Annotated in this window: 18 protein-coding genes; 7 read left to right on the top strand and 11 right to left on the bottom strand. The window is 65.4% G+C overall.

All coding sequences use genetic code 11. From position 1 onward, the window contains the following. Positions 1 to 198 precede the first annotated feature (198 nt). Positions 199 to 1,401, top strand: coding sequence for a pyridoxal phosphate-dependent aminotransferase (locus AC5JDC_RS13200; RefSeq protein WP_495841740.1), 1,203 nt, complete (start codon positions 199 to 201; stop codon positions 1,399 to 1,401). Positions 1,402 to 1,528: 127 nt separating this feature from the next. On the opposite strand, the gene AC5JDC_RS13205 is transcribed toward AC5JDC_RS13200, so the two are convergent. Next, the gene (locus AC5JDC_RS13205) at positions 1,529 to 1,822 is read right to left on the bottom strand and encodes a hypothetical protein (RefSeq protein ID WP_495841741.1); all 294 of its coding nucleotides are present in this window, start codon (positions 1,820 to 1,822) and stop codon (positions 1,529 to 1,531) included. Then, complete coding sequence (locus AC5JDC_RS13210; RefSeq protein ID WP_495841742.1) at positions 1,819 to 2,601, bottom strand: DUF899 domain-containing protein; 783 nt, start codon at positions 2,599 to 2,601, stop codon at positions 1,819 to 1,821. The genes AC5JDC_RS13205 and AC5JDC_RS13210 overlap by 4 nt, the downstream gene beginning before the upstream one ends. A gap of 593 nt (positions 2,602 to 3,194) precedes the next feature. On the opposite strand from AC5JDC_RS13210, the gene AC5JDC_RS13215 reads away from it, so the two are divergent. Both AC5JDC_RS13215 and AC5JDC_RS13220 read left to right on the top strand, forming a co-directional pair. Beyond that, entirely contained in the window at positions 3,195 to 3,440 is a 246-nt protein-coding gene (locus AC5JDC_RS13215; RefSeq protein WP_495841743.1) for a hypothetical protein, read from the top strand. 14 nt (positions 3,441 to 3,454) lie between these two features. Beyond that, positions 3,455 to 3,808 carry an EF-hand domain-containing protein gene (locus tag AC5JDC_RS13220; protein WP_495841744.1) on the top strand — a complete coding sequence of 118 codons (354 nt, stop codon included), beginning with the start codon at positions 3,455 to 3,457 and terminating at the stop codon, positions 3,806 to 3,808. Between the two features lie 269 nt (positions 3,809 to 4,077). Here AC5JDC_RS13220 and AC5JDC_RS13225 read toward each other — a convergent pair whose 3' ends face one another. The 5 genes from AC5JDC_RS13225 to AC5JDC_RS13245 form a co-directional block, all read right to left on the bottom strand. Then, positions 4,078 to 4,473, bottom strand: a complete 396-nt coding sequence (locus AC5JDC_RS13225; RefSeq protein ID WP_495841745.1) for a (R)-mandelonitrile lyase — start codon at positions 4,471 to 4,473, stop codon at positions 4,078 to 4,080. 71 nt (positions 4,474 to 4,544) lie between these two features. Next, complete coding sequence (locus tag AC5JDC_RS13230) at positions 4,545 to 6,131, bottom strand: ABC transporter substrate-binding protein (RefSeq protein WP_495841746.1); 1,587 nt, start codon at positions 6,129 to 6,131, stop codon at positions 4,545 to 4,547. Positions 6,132 to 6,263: 132 nt separating this feature from the next. Further along, positions 6,264 to 8,150 (bottom strand): MFS transporter, encoded by a 1,887-nt coding sequence (locus AC5JDC_RS13235; protein ID WP_495841747.1) that lies wholly within the window; start codon positions 8,148 to 8,150, stop codon positions 6,264 to 6,266. A 248-nt stretch (positions 8,151 to 8,398) separates the two neighbouring features. Next, a complete protein-coding gene (locus tag AC5JDC_RS13240) occupies positions 8,399 to 8,587 on the bottom strand; it encodes a type II toxin-antitoxin system antitoxin (protein WP_106772269.1) in 189 nt (62 codons plus the stop codon). A 101-nt stretch (positions 8,588 to 8,688) separates the two neighbouring features. Continuing rightward, positions 8,689 to 9,099 carry a hypothetical protein gene (locus tag AC5JDC_RS13245; protein ID WP_495841748.1) on the bottom strand — a complete coding sequence of 137 codons (411 nt, stop codon included), beginning with the start codon at positions 9,097 to 9,099 and terminating at the stop codon, positions 8,689 to 8,691. 237 nt (positions 9,100 to 9,336) lie between these two features. On the opposite strand from AC5JDC_RS13245, the gene AC5JDC_RS13250 reads away from it, so the two are divergent. After that, positions 9,337 to 11,388, top strand: coding sequence for an elongation factor G (locus AC5JDC_RS13250; RefSeq protein ID WP_495841749.1), 2,052 nt, complete (start codon positions 9,337 to 9,339; stop codon positions 11,386 to 11,388). A gap of 52 nt (positions 11,389 to 11,440) precedes the next feature. Here AC5JDC_RS13250 and AC5JDC_RS13255 read toward each other — a convergent pair whose 3' ends face one another. Next, entirely contained in the window at positions 11,441 to 11,734 is a 294-nt protein-coding gene (locus AC5JDC_RS13255) for a hypothetical protein (protein WP_495841750.1), read from the bottom strand. Between the two features lie 250 nt (positions 11,735 to 11,984). Here AC5JDC_RS13255 and msrP point away from each other — a divergent pair, with 250 nt between their 5' ends. After that, on the top strand, positions 11,985 to 12,953 hold the full coding sequence (msrP, locus tag AC5JDC_RS13260; protein ID WP_495841751.1) for a protein-methionine-sulfoxide reductase catalytic subunit MsrP: 969 nt from the start codon (positions 11,985 to 11,987) through the stop codon (positions 12,951 to 12,953). A 435-nt stretch (positions 12,954 to 13,388) separates the two neighbouring features. Here the strand turns inward: msrP and AC5JDC_RS13265 are convergent, their stop codons facing one another. Together AC5JDC_RS13265 and trxB are read right to left on the bottom strand one after the other, a co-directional pair. Next, the gene (locus tag AC5JDC_RS13265) at positions 13,389 to 14,285 is read right to left on the bottom strand and encodes a LysR family transcriptional regulator (protein ID WP_106772274.1); all 897 of its coding nucleotides are present in this window, start codon (positions 14,283 to 14,285) and stop codon (positions 13,389 to 13,391) included. Positions 14,286 to 14,342: 57 nt separating this feature from the next. Continuing rightward, a complete protein-coding gene (trxB, locus tag AC5JDC_RS13270; RefSeq protein ID WP_106772275.1) occupies positions 14,343 to 15,317 on the bottom strand; it encodes a thioredoxin-disulfide reductase in 975 nt (324 codons plus the stop codon). 243 nt (positions 15,318 to 15,560) lie between these two features. Between trxB and AC5JDC_RS13275 the strand changes: the two genes are divergently transcribed. Then, positions 15,561 to 16,058 carry an Lrp/AsnC family transcriptional regulator gene (locus AC5JDC_RS13275; protein WP_106772276.1) on the top strand — a complete coding sequence of 166 codons (498 nt, stop codon included), beginning with the start codon at positions 15,561 to 15,563 and terminating at the stop codon, positions 16,056 to 16,058. Here the strand turns inward: AC5JDC_RS13275 and AC5JDC_RS13280 are convergent. Then, entirely contained in the window at positions 16,055 to 17,017 is a 963-nt protein-coding gene (locus AC5JDC_RS13280; RefSeq protein WP_495841752.1) for a LysR family transcriptional regulator, read from the bottom strand. The genes AC5JDC_RS13275 and AC5JDC_RS13280 overlap by 4 nt on opposite strands. Before the next feature lie 98 nt (positions 17,018 to 17,115). Here AC5JDC_RS13280 and AC5JDC_RS13285 point away from each other — a divergent pair, with 98 nt between their 5' ends. Continuing rightward, the gene (locus AC5JDC_RS13285; RefSeq protein WP_495841761.1) at positions 17,116 to 18,003 is read left to right on the top strand and encodes an NmrA/HSCARG family protein; all 888 of its coding nucleotides are present in this window, start codon (positions 17,116 to 17,118) and stop codon (positions 18,001 to 18,003) included. Positions 18,004 to 18,029: the final 26 nt, after the last annotated feature.

An 18,029-nucleotide genomic window follows, 5' to 3' on the forward strand; every position in this document is an offset into this window, starting at 1 on the left:
AACCCGCATGGTTTTATCGGCCGTTAACGGGAACCGCCCTTGCGCGGAATTGTCCCGGTTACGATGCAATACTTGCACATCTTTCCGCGATCGGACATTAGAGCGTCGCCCACGGCTGGACGTCGTCCGAACGATCGATGTCGCGCTGGCGGTCAACCGCGGCTCTAGCCGATCCGAACCCTGTGGAGACATCCAGTCATGGCATTCCTTGCCGACGCCCTTTCCCGCGTGAAGCCCTCCGCCACGATCGCGGTCACCCAGAAAGCGCGCGAACTCAAGGCGAAAGGCCGCGACGTCATCGGGCTGGGCGCCGGCGAGCCGGATTTCGACACGCCGGACAACATCAAGAACGCGGCGATCGAAGCGATCCGCCGCGGCGAGACGAAGTATCCGCCGGTCTCCGGCATCGCCCCGCTGCGCGACGCGATCGCCAAGAAGTTCAGCAGAGAGAACAATCTCGACTACCGGCCGGAACAGACCATCGTCGGCACCGGCGGCAAGCAGATCCTGTTCAACGCCTTCATGGCGACGCTGAACCCCGGCGACGAAGTGGTGATCCCGACCCCCTACTGGGTGAGCTATCCGGAAATGGTGGCGCTGTGCGGCGGCACGCCGACCTTCGCCGCGACGACCTCGGCCAACGGCTTCAAGCTGACGGCGGAGGCGCTGGAGCAGGCGATCACGCCTAAGACCAAATGGCTGGTGCTGAACTCGCCGTCGAACCCGTCCGGCGCGGCCTATACCGAGGCCGAGCTACGGGCCTTGGCGGACGTGCTGTTGAAGCACCCGAAGGTCTGGGTGCTTACCGACGACATGTACGAGCACCTGACCTATGGCGACTTCGTCTTCAAGACCATCGCCGAGGTCGAGCCGAACCTCTACGGCCGCACGCTCACCATGAACGGCGTGTCGAAAGCCTACGCGATGACTGGCTGGCGTATCGGCTACGCCGCCGGTCCGGTCGAGCTGATCAAGGCGATGGACATGATCCAGGGCCAGCAGACCTCCGGCGCCTGCACGATCGCGCAATGGGCCTCGGTCGAGGCGCTCAACGGCCCGCAGGACTTCATCGCCAGGAACAAGGCGATCTTCCAGGGCCGCCGCGACCTGGTCGTGTCGATGCTCAACCAGGCGCGCGGCATCTCCTGCCCGTCGCCGGAAGGCGCCTTCTACGTCTACCCGTCCTGCGCCGGCCTGATCGGCAAGAAGGGCCCGTCCGGCAAGGTCATCGAGAACGACGAGGATTTCTGCGCCGAGCTGCTGGACGCGGAAGGCGTTGCGGTGGTGTTCGGCACGGCCTTCGGCCTCGGCCCGAACTTCCGCATCTCCTACGCCACCTCGGAGGCGCTGCTGGAGGAGGCCTGCACGCGTATCCAGCGCTTCACCGCCTCGCTGGACTGAGGCGGCGCTGACAATCGAACGAAGAAGAACCCGGCTACGTGCCGGGTTTTTCTTTCACGGAAGCAGAAGAAAGACGGCGGCCAGCCGCGGTGGAGCAGTCCGGCAAGCGAGGCTTCGCTTCCCGTCGTCAGACCGGCCGGCGGGCGCGAAGCAGCCTCAGCCAGGGCCCGGCGTGGAAGACGCTCATCAGCAGGTACATCAAGGCCATTCCGCTCAGCGGCGATACACCGGCGACCGAGCACAGCATCTCCGCCGGGTCGCCCAGCACGCCGGTCAGCAGCGCCATGGCGGCGAAGGTCGGCGAGGCCGCAAGCGCCAGCCCGTCGACCGCTCGAAGGGCTGGCCCGTCGGCCGACCGGTGTGCGGCGGCATTGCGGCGGGCCTCGCCGCCTTCAGAGCCGCCGCAGCAGGCGTGGCTCACGGTTTGACGTCCTGGTCGCGGAAAGCCGCCTCTCCGGCGTCCGACACCTCCACCCACTTCCTGTCCGGCGGCGCATCCGCGACATAGCTGTCGTGCCAGTTCCACCATTTGTAGGGCGGCGTCTGCGGATAGCCCTCGGGAGAATCCTCCCAGTCTTCCTGCCGGCCGAGCGGCGTGATGTCGAGGTAGTTCCAGGTGCCCCCCATCTGCTCGTCGCCGCGGTTGTTGATGAAATAGGTGCGGAACACCCGGTCGCCGTCGCGGATGAACACATTGGTGCCGTGCCACTCGTCCACGCCGAAATCGGCGTCGAAGCTGTCGGTGACGGTGTACCACGGCATCGTCCAGCCCATATGCGCCTTCAGCCGCGCGATGTCGGCCTGCGGGGCGCGCGAGACGAAGACGAGCGTGGTGTCGCGGGCGTTCAGGTGAGCGACGTGGGCGACCTGGTCGGCGACCATCGAGCAGCCGCGGCAGGCATGGTCGGGCCAGCCATACACGCCCGGCTCGAAGAAGGCGCGGTAGACGATGAGCTGACGCCTGCCGTCGAACAGGTCGAGCAGGCTTGCCTTGCCTTCGGGCCCCTCGAAAGCATACGCCTTGTCCACGGCCATCCACGGCATGCGCCGGCGCTCGGCCGCGAGCGCGTCGCGGGCGCGGGTGTTGGCCTTTTCCTTGACCAGCAGTTTTTCGCGGGCCGCCTCCCATTCCCGCGGCGATACCACCGGCGGCGTGTGCATGGCGGGATGTCCGCTTCGATTTTCGGCTGATGCGGTCATGATCTCGAACCTCCTCATTGGGCGCAGCGCGGTATCGCCGAGCGGGATGCGGCCGCCGCGCAGTACGCTCATTGGCCGTGAGATAGCTTTTGGCACCGGAAATCGACAGGCGGGAGTAACAAGTCTGACGGGATTTCGACGGCAGCCGCCGGATTCGGCGGCGCAGCGATGTTCTCGCGCACCACCCCAAGCCGCGTGACCAGGAGAAGCCCGGCCGCCGCGACGGCATGGTCTTCATTGCCGCAGGCGCCGCCGCCGGAGCCTGGTCGGCGGCATCGCCGAAACTGACGGCGATCGTCCTTTCCGGGGCTGCACGGCGCCACGGACGAGGCAATCGAAAAAAGGCGAGCCCGACGGCCGGCAGCTTGCCGAGCGCCTGTCGGAAATGTTCCTCGACCTGCTGCGGGCAAGGCGCTCCCACGCCGGATGACGTCGTGCCCGCTGTGGCTCACCGCGGTCTTGTCCGGCACGTTCCTCGTCCGACAACACATCAATAGACAACAACAGGTTGTCTTTCGGTCTGGTACTTGCCATCCTGCCGTCGGGGCGACGGACCGTCGACGTTTCAGCGGTCCGGAATACGAGGAGAGGTTATGATCAGAAGACGTATTCTATCGATTTCCGCCGCAACCCTCATGATAGCGGGCTGCCAATCGAGTTCGGACCCGCAGGTGCAGGCCCGCAACCACGAGTTCGGCTGCATGGCCGGCACTGTTGGCGGAGCGGTCGTCGGGGGCCTCATAGGAAGCACGATCGGAGCAGGAAGCGGCCAGGTCCTGGCGGTGGCGGCCGGAATTGGCGGCGGCGGCTACCTCGGAAACCGTCTGGCTTGCGGCTAACCAGGAGATATCTGATGAAAAAGCTCGCTCTGACGGCCGCGTGCGTCGTGTTTTTCGGCAACGGCATCGCCACAGCACAACAAGCTCCGGCGATGCATGAAGGTCAACTCAACCAGCTCGACACCGACAAAAGCGGCGGCGTGAGCAAGGCCGAGTACCAGACCTTCATGTCCGCCGCCTTCTCGAAAATCGACGCCAACGGTGACGGCTCGATAAGCCAGGACGAAGTGGCGAAAATGCTGACGCCGGACCAGTTCTCGTCCATGGATGCCAACGGCGACAAGCGGGTGAGCCGCTCCGAGTTCATGGGACAGGTCATGAAGGACTTTGCCGGAGCTGACCGTGCCGGCGACGGGCAGCTCAAATGAGACGCTCGGAAAGATTTGATCCGGAGCCCGACACCGAGGGCCTCGAGCTCTGACTTTTGGGTCTGTTGGGCAGTCCTCTCACAGCCCTCCCGGGCCACCTCTCCCACTTCGTGGGGCGAGGAACCCGGGCCGGAGGAGCGCCGGCATCGCGGCAGCGGTTCCTCTCACCCGGGGCAGAGATGGTCCAAAGAACCGATGAAGGGCGCTTCATCGGTCAAACTTCTGGGTGATTGCGTAACTTTCATTAGTCCGGCGACGATCCCGCAGAATCAATCCGAATACTGCTCTTCCGATACTTTCTCCAGCCAGTCGGCGGTAACGCCGTCCAGCGCCTCCTGCATGGCGATATGGCTCATGGCCGTATCCGGCCCGGCGCCGTGCCAATGCTTCTCGCCGGGGGCGAAGGAGATCACGTCACCGGTGCGCACCTCCTGCACCGGCTCGCCCCAGCTCTGCACGCGGCCGGCGCCGGAGACGATGAGCAGCGTCTGGCCGAGCGGATGCGTGTGCCAGGCGGTGCGCGCGCCCGGCTCGAACTGCACCAGCAGCGCGCGCAGCCGCGCCGGCTCCTCCTTCTCGACGATCAGGGTCTGCAGCACCCGGCCGGTGAAATAGGCTTCCGGCGCCGGTTTGGTGGCGACGCTGCCGCAAGGAATGATCTTCATGGCCGGTTTCTCCTGTCGGATGGGCGGGCCGATCGATCCATGTCCGGCCCGCCTTCATAGAACCTGCCGGGCTACACCGCCACCCAGCACTTGGTCAGCGCATGGCTGCCCATCATCTCGCCGTTCGGATCGTCGACCCAGCCGCCGACCCGCGGGCTGGTCGCGTCGATGTAGTTGTTGAACATCGGCACGATCACGCCGCCCTCGTCGCGCAGGATCATCGCCGCCTGGCGGTACATGGACTTGCGCTTGGCGGCGTCCAGTTCGGAGCGGGCACCGATGATCAGCCTGTCGAAATCCTCGCGGAAGAAACGCGTATCGTTCCACTCCGCCTTGGACAGGTAGGCAATGGAATAGACCTGGTCCTGCGTCGGCCGGCCGGTCCAGTAGGACATGGAAAAAGGCTGCTTGTTCCACACCTCCGACCAGTAGCCGTCGCCCGGCTCGCGCTTCACATCGACGGTGATGCCGCATTTGGCGGCGCTCTGCTGGAAGAGCTGCGCGGCGTCGACGGCGCCGGGGAAGGCGACATCCGACGTGCGCATCAGCACCGGGCCGCTGTGCCCGGACTTCTTGTAGTGGAAGGCCGCCTTTTCCGGATCGAACTTGCGCTGCTCGATGTCGTCGTCGAACAGCGGATAGCCCTTCACCATCGGCGTGTCGTTGCCGACGGTGCCGTAGCCGCCGAGAATCTTCTGCACCATCTCCTCGCGGTCGACGGCATATTTGAGCGCCAGCCTCAGATCGTTGTTGTCGAAGGGCGCGATGTTGCAATGGGCGATCATCACATAGTGGCCCTTGCCGGGCACGTTGCGGATGGTGACGCCGGGCACCCGCTTGACCAGGTCGACGATCTTCGGCTCGACGCGGTTGATCATGTCGACCTGGCCGCCTTGCAGGGCGGCGGTTCGGGCCGTGGCATCGTTGATGACGATGATCTCGATGGAATCGGCGTGGCCGCGCTGGTCGCTGCCCCAGTATCCCTGATGCTTCTCGCCGACATGCCTCACGCCGGGCTCGTTGACAACGAGCTTGTAGGGTCCGGTGCCGATGCCCTCGGTGGGGTTGTCCTTGCCCCCGTTCGGCTGGATCATCAGATGGTAGTCGCCGACGACATATGGCAGGTCGGCATTGGGCTCCTTGAGCGTGATGACAACGTTCTGGCCGTCGGCCTTGACGCTGTCGAAGGCGCTGACGAAGGCGAGCGCCGCCGACTTGGAATTCGCGTCGGCATGACGCTCCATCGTCGCCACCACATCGGCCGGCGTCAGGTCCTTGCCGTTGTGGAAGGTGACGCCCTGGCGGATCTTGAAGGTCCACACCTTCGCGTCGTCGGAGGCCTCGAAGGATTCGGCAAGCCGGTAGTCGATCTCGCCGGTCGGCTTCACATCAAGGAGTTGCTCGCCCCAGCAGCGGCCGAGCGTGTAGGGCACCTGGCTTGTCCAACTGCCGGGATCGAGGCTGTCGGTGGCGCCGCCGCCGACCATGCCGGCCCTGAGCACGCCGCCTTTCACGGGAGCCTGCGCTTGCGCGGCGCCCGCCAGCAGCGAATTCGCCAAGCCGGCCGACACGCCGAGCGCAGCGGCGCGGCCGAGAAAGTCGCGCCTGCTGAGGCGCCCACCGGCGACGAGCCGGCTGAGATGGTCCAGTTCCGACATTTCCGTTCCCTCTGTCCTTGTTGCCCCCCATCCTGCCTCGCCCGGCTCGGCTTTGCCAAGGCCTGTCCCAACACAGAAGGGCCGGCAGGCGTTTCCGCCTGCCGGCCCGAAGCAAGAGCTGTCCGGCTCGCCCTATTCCTTGGCGTGCAGGTCGGTGCCGAGCGTGTCGCGCACGAAGATCAGGCCGATGACCAGCGACATGGCGGCGATGGCGATCGGATACCAGAGGCCGTAGTAGATATCGCCTGCCGCCGCGCTCATGGCGAAGACGGTCGCCGGCAGCAGGCCGCCGAACCAGCCGTTGCCGATGTGATAGGGCAGCGACATGCCGGTGTAGCGGATGCGGGTCGGGAACATCTCGACCAGGATCGCCGCGATCGGCCCGTAGACCATCGTGACGTACAGCACGAGGATGAACAGGATGCCGATGATCATCGGCCAGTTCACCTTGGCGGGGTCGGCTACCATCTTGAACGCGCCGGCGCCGGGCACGGTGTAGACGGCGACCTCCGTCGCGCCCGCCGCCTCTTCCGCGGTGATCAGCTTGTCCTTGACCGCTTGTTCGAGCGGAACCGTCGCCTTGTCGCCGGCACGGATCGCCGCGGCGTCGAGGGCGAGCTTCGGATTGGCCGCCACCAGGGCGTCGAGCTTCTGATCGGCGACCTTGGCCGGATCGCGCACCAGCGGGTAGCCGGCGTCCTGAAGCGCGATGTTGACGCCCTTGGCGAACGCCGCGTTCTTCGCCGCCGCATCCGCACCGGCTGCGACCGAATCATACGATTCGACGGTCTCTTCGCCGATCTTGACGGAAGCCGGCGTGCCAGCCGCCGCCGTCGTGACGACGTCATAGGGCACCGAGTTCTTGGTCAGGAAATCTGTGGCGATGTCGCAGGACGAGGTGAACTTCTCGGTTCCCGTCAGCTTGAACTGGAAGTTGCAGTCTCCCGGGGCGGCGGTCACCGTTGCCCGTGTGGTCTGCTGCGCGGTGGCAAGGGCCGGATTGGCGGCCCAGGTCAACGCCTTGAACAGCGGGAAGTAGGTTACGATCGCCAGCGCCAGGCCTGCCATGATGATCGGCTTGCGGCCGATCTTGTCCGACAACCAGCCGAACACGACGAAGAAAATGGAGCCGACCGCAAGTGCGATCGCAACCATGATGTTGACTGACTGCGCATCGACCTTGAGCACGCTCGTCAGGAAGAACAGTGCATAGAATTGGCCGGAATACCACACTACGGCCTGACCGGCGGTGAGACCGAACAGCGCGAGCAGCGCAATCTTGGCGTTCTTCCATTGGCCGAAAGCCTCGGAAAGCGGGGCCTTGGAGCCTTTGCCCTCAGCCTTCATCCGCTGGAAGGTCGGCGATTCGCTCAGCGTCAGCCGAATCCATACCGAGATCGCGAGCAGCACGGCCGAAAGCAGGAACGGTGCACGCCACCACCAGGCCGCGAAAGCCTCTTTGCCGACGATCGTCTGTATCGCCAGAATGACGATCAGCGACAGGAACAGGCCAAGCGTCGCCGTGGTCTGGATCCATGATGTGTAGAAGCCGCGCTTGTCGTCAGGCGCGTGCTCGGCCACATAGGTCGCCGCGCCGCCGTATTCGCCGCCGAGCGCCAGGCCCTGCAGCATGCGCAATGCGATCAGTATGGCCGGCGCCGCGATGCCCCAGGTAGCGGAGCCGGGCAGCAGGCCGACCAGGAAGGTCGACAGGCCCATGATCAGGATGGTGACGAGGAAGGTGTATTTGCGGCCGACGAGGTCGCCGATGCGGCCGAACAGCAGCGCGCCGAACGGGCGCACCAGGAAGCCGGCGGCGAAAGTCAGCAGGACGAAAATGTTGCGTGTCGCTTCGGGATAGCTGTTGAAGAACGCCTGGCCGATGTAGAGCGTAAGCGCGCCGAACAAATAAAAATCGTACCATTCGAAGACGGTACCGAGCGACGAGGCGAAGATGACCTTCTTCTCCTCCTTGGTCATGCCGCGCCTCTCGGCAGCGGCAATTGCTGCCACTGACATGTCGTTCCTCCTGAAAGCGATCCGTTTTGTCGGAAATGCCGGCCGGTTCGGCCGGCAGACGGAACAAGTGTCAGAAAAGAATGCGCTTAGGCAGAGCGTCTTTAGGATTATGACTATTGAATTACGACTTTTGTCTCATACACGAAGAGACAGTACAGGCCTGACGTTAGGGAAGGCGTGAATGTATTTTCCATACACTTTCATACGTCAAGCGATCCGGGCCGGCACCGGCCCGGATCGACGAGGCATCAGGCGTCGAGCGCCGGACGAAGCGAGCGATGCGGCTGGCCGGCGAGATAGCCGTTCTCGCGCAGCCATTTGGCGATGATCAGCTCGACCAGCGAGGAGACCGAACGATGGTCCTCCTTCGCCGCGACGGTGAGCGCTTCCTTGATGTCCGGTTCGATCCGGAAACCGAGAGGATGGGTCTTGGCCATGGGTAGTCCTTTGCCTGTCTGTCTAAAATCCGAGACGCTTGCGTCATGGGACGTTCGCGGAACCATTGCCTGGGCAGGGGCAGGCGCGGGCCTGCCGGCGATCAGGCGCCGAGCGTGGCAGGCGGCGGAGCGCGCGCCTGGACGAGGCCGAGCTCCGATCGGACGACGAAGGAAAGATGATCCGGCAGGCTCGCGGCCAGCTGCGGCGACGGACCATGCCACGGACCCGCAGGCGGCAGGCCGAAACCGTCCGCTGCCTCGGCAATGTCGGGCGGCGAGGCCGGTGTATCCGGCTCGGCAGGTATGATGCCGGTTTCCCAGAGCGGCGCGCTGGGACGCGGATCGGATTTACGCGCCTCCAGCACCCGCTCGGCGGCGGAAGCCGACTCGAAGCGCCGGTCCGGCTCCGATGCCGCGGGCGCGGCGGCGATCGCGACGGCAGCCGCCAGCCACAGCATGACGCCGTGGACGAATGCCCAGAGCCGTTCCGTGTGCTGCCTGCCGTCCGTCATCTGCCTTCGCGGTACCGTCCTGTGGGCGTTCGACTCTGAAGAGCCTGTCGTGACCGAGATGGCGGTCGTCATACAAAGTAGGAGCATTGCCTTGGCGGCACAAGCCGGGCTTTTTCCTTGCCCTCCCGGCAAACCCATGTGACGATGCGCGGAGGTAGGCGGCAAACGACAATGCCCCACCCGCGACGGCCGCAGGCCGGCCGCCGCTCACGAGGAAACGGTTGAGTGGAGGTCAGCATGGGAACTCGCGCCGGAGGCAGGCGAACGGGACCGAAATGCATCGCCATTGTCGGTCCCTTCGCCAGCGGCAAGACAACGCTTCTCGAAGCCATTCTCGCCCGTACGGGCGCCATCCCCCGTCAAAATTCCGTGACTTCGGGCAGCACGGTCGGTGACAATTCCCCCGAGGCCCGCGCCCACGCCATGAGCGTCGAGGCGGCCGTCGCCACCATCGACTTCATGGGCGAGCAGATCACTTTCGTCGACTGCCCCGGCTCCGTCGAGTTCGCCTACGAGGCGCAGCCCGTGCTTGCCGCCTGCGATGCGGCGATCGTCGTGACCGAGGCCGACGAGAAGAAGATCCCGGCGCTGCAGCTCATCATGCGCCGTCTCGATGAGATCGGCCTGCCGCGCATCCTGTTCCTCAACAAGATCGACAAGACTCCGGCGGGCGTGCGCGACACGCTGAAGCTGTTGCAGCCGGTCAGCGAGACGCCGCTGCTGCTGCGCCAGATCCCGCTGCGCCGCGATGGCATCGTGGTCGGCGCGATCGATCTCGCGCTGGAGCGCGCCTATGTCTGGCGCGAGCATGCCGAAAGCGAGGTCGCCGAGATTCCGGACGACGAGAAGGGCCGCGAGGTCGAGGCGCGCTTCTCCATGCTGGAGACCCTGGCCGACCATGACGACAATCTGATGGAGCAGTTGCTGGAGGAAGTGGCGCCGCCGCAGGACGCGGTGTTCGACGACCTTGCCGCCGACCTGCGCGAGGGCCATGTCACGCCGGTGCTGATCGGCACCGCCGAGAAGGGCAACGGCGTGCTCAGGCTGCTGAAGACGATCCGCCACGACGTCGCCGATGTCGAGGCGACACGCGAGCGGCTCGGCGTGACCGGCAATGCCGCGACCCTGGCGCAGGTGATGAAGACCGTGCACACGCCGCATGGCGGAAAACTGTCGGTCGCCCGCATCCTGTCCGGATCGATCGCCGACGGCGCGGAGCTCGTCCTGCCCGACGGCGGCGCGGCGCGCGTCTCCGGCATCTATCGGCTGCTCGGCAAGGAGCAGAGCAAGCTCGCTTCGGCCACGGTCGGCGACACGGTGGCGCTCGGCAAGCTGGAGGGCGCGCGCACCGGCCAGACGCTGACCACCGGCAAGACGGCCGCCGTCCAGCTCTTCCAGGAGCCCGCGCCGCAGCCGGTCTTCGCCATCGCGCTGCGTCCCCGCGAGCGCAAGGACGACGTGAAGATGTCGGCGGCGATCCAGCGGCTTGCCGAGGAGGACCCGTCGCTCTGCGTCGCCCATCAGGATACCGGCGAGACGATTCTTTCCGGCCACGGGGAGATGCATCTGCGCGTCACCGTCGAGCGGCTGGACGGCAAGAACCAGATCGCGGTCGAGCAATCGGTACCCGGCGTGCCCTATCGCGAGACCATCCGAAAAGGCACGCAGCAGCGCGGCCGTCACAAGAAGCAGTCGGGCGGCCACGGCCAGTTCGGCGACGTCGTCATCGAGATCAAGCCGCTGCCGCGTGGCTCGGGTTTCCAGTTCACCGACACCATCACCGGCGGCGTCGTGCCCAAGCAGTACATCCCCTCCGTCGAAGCCGGCGTGCGCGACTTCCTCAAATCCGGGCCGCTGGGCTTTCCGGTGGTCGACGTCGCCGTCAATCTCTCCGACGGCTCCTACCACACGGTCGATTCCTCCGACATGGCGTTCCAGATGGCGGCGAAGCTCGCCATGAAGGAAGGCATGGCAGCCTGCTCGCCGGTGCTGCTGGAGCCGATCATGAAGGTGCGGATCTTCACCCCTTCGGATGCCACGGCGAAGATCACCGGCATCGTGCCGCAGCGGCGCGGCCAAATCCTCGGCTACGACGCGCGGCCGGGCTGGAAGGGCTGGGACGTGGTCGAGGCGACCATGCCGCAGTCGGAGATCGGCAACCTGATCATCGAGCTGCGCTCGGCCACCGCCGGCGTCGCCAGCTACGAGGCCACGTTCGACCACATGGCCGAGATCACCGGTCGGCTCGCCGACGACGCCATGAACAACGCCCGCGGCAAGGCCGCGTGAGGTGATAGGCCCGGGCGTGCAACTCTGCGCGCCCGGCAGTTCGCCGGACGATTCAGCCTTGTCCCAACAGGGCCTGCGCCAGCTCTTCCCATTCCTCGTCGAGCGTCAGCACCGAGGGCGTGGCGCCGGCGCGGCGATACCAGTAGGCCGCGTTCGACGGGTCGCCTTCCTTGCGGTGCAGATAGGCATGCACCCGCATGCCGGCCGCGTCGTCGCGCTCCTGCGCGTGCTCGTGCGCGGCGTCCCAGTCGCCCTTCGCGTCCCACCACAACGCCAGCAGGGCGGGCGCCAGGCCGGCGGGCGGCAGTGGTTGCGCGAGCGAATTCCTGAAGCTCTGCAGATCCATGTTTCCCACCTTCGTGAACAACGAGCGCCGATTGTAGCCGTGCCGGCGCCTGATCGGTAGGATGTTCGCCGATATCCGGCACAAACACGAGAGCCGGATATCGGCGCGGCGCCGCTGATTTCGCCACACGATGTCGTGAAAGGCGGAAGATCGGATTTCTCTGTAACGTTTGCCTCATGCCGCGCGAATTTGCAGAACGAGCCGAGCTACCCGGCCGCGCTTGTTGCAACGGCCTGCGGAGGACCGCCCGATGACCTTTTCCATTCACCGCCGCCCGTCCTGGGTGATTTCCGAGGCTCAGGCGACGCCGGAAGCGGCATTCCTCAACCGGCGCGCCCTGCTGGCAGCCATGGGGCTCGGGATCGTCGGCGCGGCGAGCGCCCTGCCCAGCCCTGTCCGGGGCGAAGAAGCCGATCCGACCGCCGACCTCTATCCGGCAAGGAAGAACGAGGCCTACAAGCTCGATCGGGACCTCACGCCGGAGGAGATCAACGCCAACTACAACAATTTCTACGAATACGGCACCTACAAGGAGATCGCCGAGGCGGCGCAGGCGCTGAAGACACGGCCCTGGGACATCGAGATCGGCGGGCTGGTCGAAAAGCCCTTCACCATCGGCTTCGACGACCTCGTGCGCAGGATCCCGCTGGAGACGCGGCTCTACCGCCACCGCTGCGTCGAGGCGTGGTCGATGACCATTCCGTGGAGCGGCTTTCCGCTGAAGGCGCTGGTGGCTCTGGCGAAGCCGCAGGCCTCCGCGACATATATCCGCTTCGAGACCTTCCTCGATCCGGAGATGGCGCCCGGCCAGTCCAATTTCCTGTATCCGTGGCCCTATGTCGAGGGCGTCAGCATGGCGGAAGCCGGCAACGACCTCGCGTTCCTGGTGACCGGCGCCTACGACAAGCCGGTGGCCAAGCAGCACGGCGCTCCGCTAAGGCTGGCGCTGCCGTGGAAATATGGCTTCAAGTCGATCAAGTCGATCCGCAAGATCGAGTTCGTCGAGGAGCGTCCGGTCGGGCTGTGGGAGGCGATCCAGCCGCAGGAATACGGCTTCTGGGCAAACGTGAACCCCGAGGTGTCGCACCCGCGCTGGAGCCAGGCGATGGAGCGCGTGCTGCATACCGGGGAGTATGTGCCGACGCTGATCTACAACGGCTATGGCGAACAGGTCGCGGGTCTTTATGCCGGCCTGAGCGACGAGAAGCTGTTCATGTAGGCGGGAAACTGTCTGCGATCTGCGCACCGGGAGTCCCTGCATAATAGACAGGCGATTCCCGCTCGCTCCGGTAAATGACCGGCCCGCCGAGATCGAAGGAAGGCTTTGGAGTATCGCCGCTGGGCGGGGGCAGTATTGGAGGATACCGGAATCAAAAAAGCCGGATCTGAAAGACCCGGCTGAGTTTGATTGGAAGTGCCTAAAAAGGCTAAACCTCCAGAGGGGAACACTCGAGGGCGCTAATGGGAGGAGGAACGCGCCCTGGAGATGATGAATATATGAGCCTTTCATGCCCAAGAAACAAGCATGGTGTTTGCAAGGCTCCCATGCAAAAAGCGAACATCTGTGGTCCAATGCCTTCGCGATGTTCAATAGCACAGGGCGCAGGCGCGCGGCAGCCGCTGAACCTGCAACGCGGCCGCCTCGGCTCGGCGCTCAGAACGACCAGTTGCGGGCCTTGGAGATGACGAAGTCGCGGAAGGCGTGCAGCTTGGCCTGGTTTTTCATCGCGTCGGGATAACAGAAATAGGTGTCGAAGGACGGCACCTCGGTCTCCGGCAGGAGTTGCACGAGGCCGGAATCCTTGTCGATCAGATAGTCGGGCAGCATCGCTATGCCGCCGCCGCGCTGCACTGCCCGCTTGATCGACAGGATGTCGTTGATCTGCAGGGTGGCGATGCGCTGCCCGCCCTCGAAGTCGCCCAGCGTCTCCAGCCAGTTCAGTTCGCTGAGATGCGTCGGCACCGGCAGGCCGAAGGTGACGATGCGATGGTCCTTGAGGTCGGCGATCGAATTCGGCTTGCCGTATTTGGTGATGTAGGACGGCGCCGCGAACAGGTGGAAATGCACGGTGAACAGCCGCCGCTGGATCAGGTCCGGCTGCTGCGGCTGGCGCAGGCGGATGGCGCAGTCGGCCTGCCGCATGGTCAGGTCGAGCTCCTCGTTGGCGAGGATGAGCTGAAGCTGGATATCCGGGTAGAGCTCGATGAATTCCGGCAGCCGGTCGGTCAGCCAGCCGGCACCGAGCCCGACGGTGGTGGTGACGCGCAGCACGCCGGACGGCTTGTCCTTGGCCTCGGTCAGCCGGGAGCGGACGTTCTCCAGCTTCATCAGCACGTCATGCGCGGTCTGGTAGAGCAGCTCGCCCTGCTCGGTCAGCACCAGCCCGCGCGCATGCCGATGGAACAGCGGCACGCCGACGTCGTGCTCCAGCGCGCTCACCTGCCGCGAGATCGCCGATTGCGACAGCCTCAGCGTCTCGGCCGCATGGGTGAACGAGCCGGCCTCCGCGGCCGCATGGAACACGCGCAGCTTGTCCCAATCCAATGACATTCGGTCCCCTCGCTCTGCCGGCTTGTCACCGCCGGCTTCATGCCTTCCGCCGCGCGGCTATTCCGCCGCCACGCGGTGCTCCTCAAGGCTTGCAATAAATTTCTCCGCTTCCAGCGCCGCCATGCAGCCGAGCCCGGCCGCGGTGACCGCCTGGCGGTAGACGTCGTCGGCAACGTCGCCGGCCGCGAACACGCCCGGCACGCTGGTGCGCGTCGTGCCGATCTCCGTCCACAGATAGCCGTTCGGCTTCTGCTTGAGCTTGCCGACGAACAGCTCGACCGCCGGCGCATGACCGATCGCCACGAAGATGCCGTCCACCGGCAGGTGCGAGACCTGGCCGGTCAGGACGTTGCGCAGCTTCAGCCCGTCGGCCGTGGGCGGCAGCGGCGTCTTGCCGGGCCGTCCGGTGATCTCGTCGACGACGGTCTCCCAGATCACCCGGACGTTTTCCTTCTTCGCCAGCCGCTCGCGCAGGATGCGCTCGGCACGGAACTCGCTGCGGCGATGGATCACCGTCACCGACTTCGCCAGGTGCGAGAGATAGAGCGCCTCCTCGACCGCCGAATTGCCGCCGCCGATCACCGCCACGTCCTTGCCGCGGTAGAAGAAGCCGTCGCAGGTGGCGCAGGCCGAAACGCCGAAACCCTTGTAGAGATCCTCGCTCGGGATGCCCAGCCACTTCGCCTGCGCGCCGGTCGCCACGATCAGCGCGTCACAGGTGTAGGTCGCGCCGCCGTCGGTCTTGACGCGGAACGGCCGGACGTCGAGGTCGACATGGGTGACGATGTCGTTGACGATCTCGGTGCCGACATGCTCGGCCTGCTTCAGCATCTCGCCCATCAGCCATGGGCCCTGGATCGGCTGGGCGAAGCCCGGATAATTCTCCACATCGGTGGTGATAGTGAGCTGCCCGCCCTGCTGCAGGCCGGCGATCAGCACGGGCTTCAGCAGCGCGCGCGCCGCATAGATGGCGGCCGTATAGCCCGCGGGGCCGGAACCGATGATGAGGACGGGCGCGTGCTTCGCGGTCATGGATCGCCTTCTTGGTTGAATCCTCCGGCCGCTCCGATTGCAAGCGGGCCCGAAAGCCGCGTCTAATCTAGGTGTTGGCCCGCGCCGCAGCAAGGCGCGCTCCGCCGTCGTCCCCGACAAGCTTACGGTTGTTAAACAAATTATGAGTCATAACGAAAATCCGGTTTCGAGGACTGACGCTCCCCTTCCTTTGGGCTAAGGACGCAGGCAGGCGCATCTTTCCCCCCCGCGGCGGACCACGACATGGCGATCAAGGCCGAACTCGACGCGATCGACTGGAAGATCCTGCGGGAGTTGCAGGACGACGGCCGCATGACCAATGTCGAATTGTCGCGCCGCGTCGGCATCTCGGCGCCGCCCTGCCTGCGCCGGGTCAAGCGGCTGGAGGATGCCGGCGTGATTCGCGGCTACCGCGCCCTGCTCGACGGTCCGGCGCTCGGCATGTCCGTCGTCGCCTTCTGCCTGGTCGGCCTGCAGCACCAGTCGGACGCCGAGCTGAAGGCGTTCGCAGCGCGCACGCGCGACTGGCCGGTCGTGCGCGAGGCGTGGATGGTGTCCGGCGAATCCGACTTCATGCTGCATTGCGTGGCGAGCGACCTCGCCACCTTCCAGGGCTTCGTCATCGAAGAGCTCACCTCGACGCCCAATGTCGACACGGTGCGCACGGCGCTTACCATCCGGCAGGTGAAGGACGAAGGCCTGGTGGCGATCCAGCCTTCGCGGACCGAAGTCAAGTCTTAACCGTCCGTCCGCGGCCGGGCGCCGGAAAACCGTCCAGGGCCGAGTGGCCGGGCCTTCGCGTCCTCGCCCGTTCCGGCGGCGCCGATCCTGTCGGCCGCAAGGTCGATAAAGGCCTTGACCAGGGGCGAAAGATGCCGGCTGCTGGGATAGACGGCATGCAGGCCCCCGGCCGGGGTCGTATAGTCGTCGAGAACACGGCGCAAACGCCCGTCGCTTATAGGCGCCCCGACCATCCGGTGGGGTAATTGTGCAATGCCGCAGCCTGCAACGGCAGCCGCAAATACCGCCTGCATTTCATTGGCGGCGAAGCGTCCGGACACCGTGACCGTCTCCTGGCCGTGCGGTCCTTCCAGCAGCCAGTGGGCTCCGCTTGTCGAAGAACCTGCAATGACGCAGTCATGGCGGGCGAGATCGGCCGGCAGCGCCGGGACGCCATGGCGGGCGAGGTAGCCGGGACTGGCACACAATATCCTGTGCGTGGAGCCAAGCTTGCGGGCGACCAGCGTCGAATCCGGAAGCAGCCCAGTGCGGAAAGCCAGATCGATGCCATGCTCGACCAGGTTGAGTTGATCGTCGGTGAGGAGCAGTTCGACCCTGGCCTTCGGATGACGCGCAAGAAAATCGGTGACCGTGCCGGTCAGGAAAGAGCCGCCGAAACCTACGGGAGCGGAAATGCGAAGCGTGCCCGATGGTTCGGCCCGGGCTTCCGCGAGACGAAGATTCGCGTCCTCGATTGTCCGCAGCGCCTCGCCGCTTCGCTCATAATAGAGCCGTCCCGCGTCCGTCACGGTGAGGCTGCGCGTCGTGCGCTGAATGAGCCGCACCCCGACCTCGCGCTCGAGCGCGGCAATGCGGCGGCTGACCGTCGTCTTGGGCATGCCAAGCAGACGGGCGGCAGCGGTGAAGCTGCCAGCTTCGACGACACGGACAAATACCATGATATCGTTGAGGTCGAGCATTGTATCCAAATCCGGGACGATGTTTCCCGATTATAGCCCATTATGGATCAATTGAGCGCCCCCTACCTTCGTCTTCATCGAGGCAAAGGAGCATGCACATGACCACCAAGAGAAACGTTCTGGTAACCGGCGCAACCGGCCAGCAGGGAGGCGCCGTCGCACGCGCGCTGCTGTCCAGGGGACATCGCGTCAAGGCACTGACTCGCAGGCCGGAAAGCGACGCCGCGCGGCGGCTGGCATCGGCAGGCGCGACTGTCGTGGCGGGCGACCTCGGCGACGCGGCCTCCGTCGTGCAGGCAGCGAGCGGCGTCGACACCATGTTTCTGATGGGCAACAGCTACGAGGCCGGCACCGACGAGGAGACCCGTCAGGGGATCATTGCCGCCGACGCGGCGAAGGCCGCCGGGGTCGGCCATCTGATTTATTCGTCGGTCGCCGATGCCGACAAGCAGACGGGCATCCCGCATTTCGAAAGCAAGTACCGCGTCGAGAAGCATGTCGCGTCGCTCGGCATCCCCTACACCATCAGCGCACCCGTCGCCTTCATGGAGAACATCGTCGCGCCGTGGTCGGTCGATGCGCTGAGCCAGGGCACGTACGCCTTTGCGATGCCGCCCAGGCGCGTCCTTCAACTGGTGGCGGTAGCCGACATCGGCGCGTTCGCCGTTGCCCTGGCCGAGCGGCGCGAGCAGGTCTTCGGCAAACGTTTCGACATCGCCGGAGACGAGCTGTCCGGCGAGGAGCAGGCTCAGATCCTTTCGCAGGCCATCGGACGGCCCATCGCCTACCAGGAAATCCCGATCGCGATGGCCCGCCAGCAAAGCGAGGACACGGCACTCATGTTCGAATGGTTCGATCGCGTAGGCTACGATGCCGACATCGCCGCATTGCGCAGGGATTTTCCGGAAGTCCGCTGGCACGGTTTCAGGGACTGGGCGCGGGCCTTCGACTGGAAGGCTCTCGAACGGGGGCCCTCCGGCAACTGAGCGGCCGTGAGCCCTGTCGGCCGGGG

Source organism: Kumtagia sp., assembly GCF_059502445.1.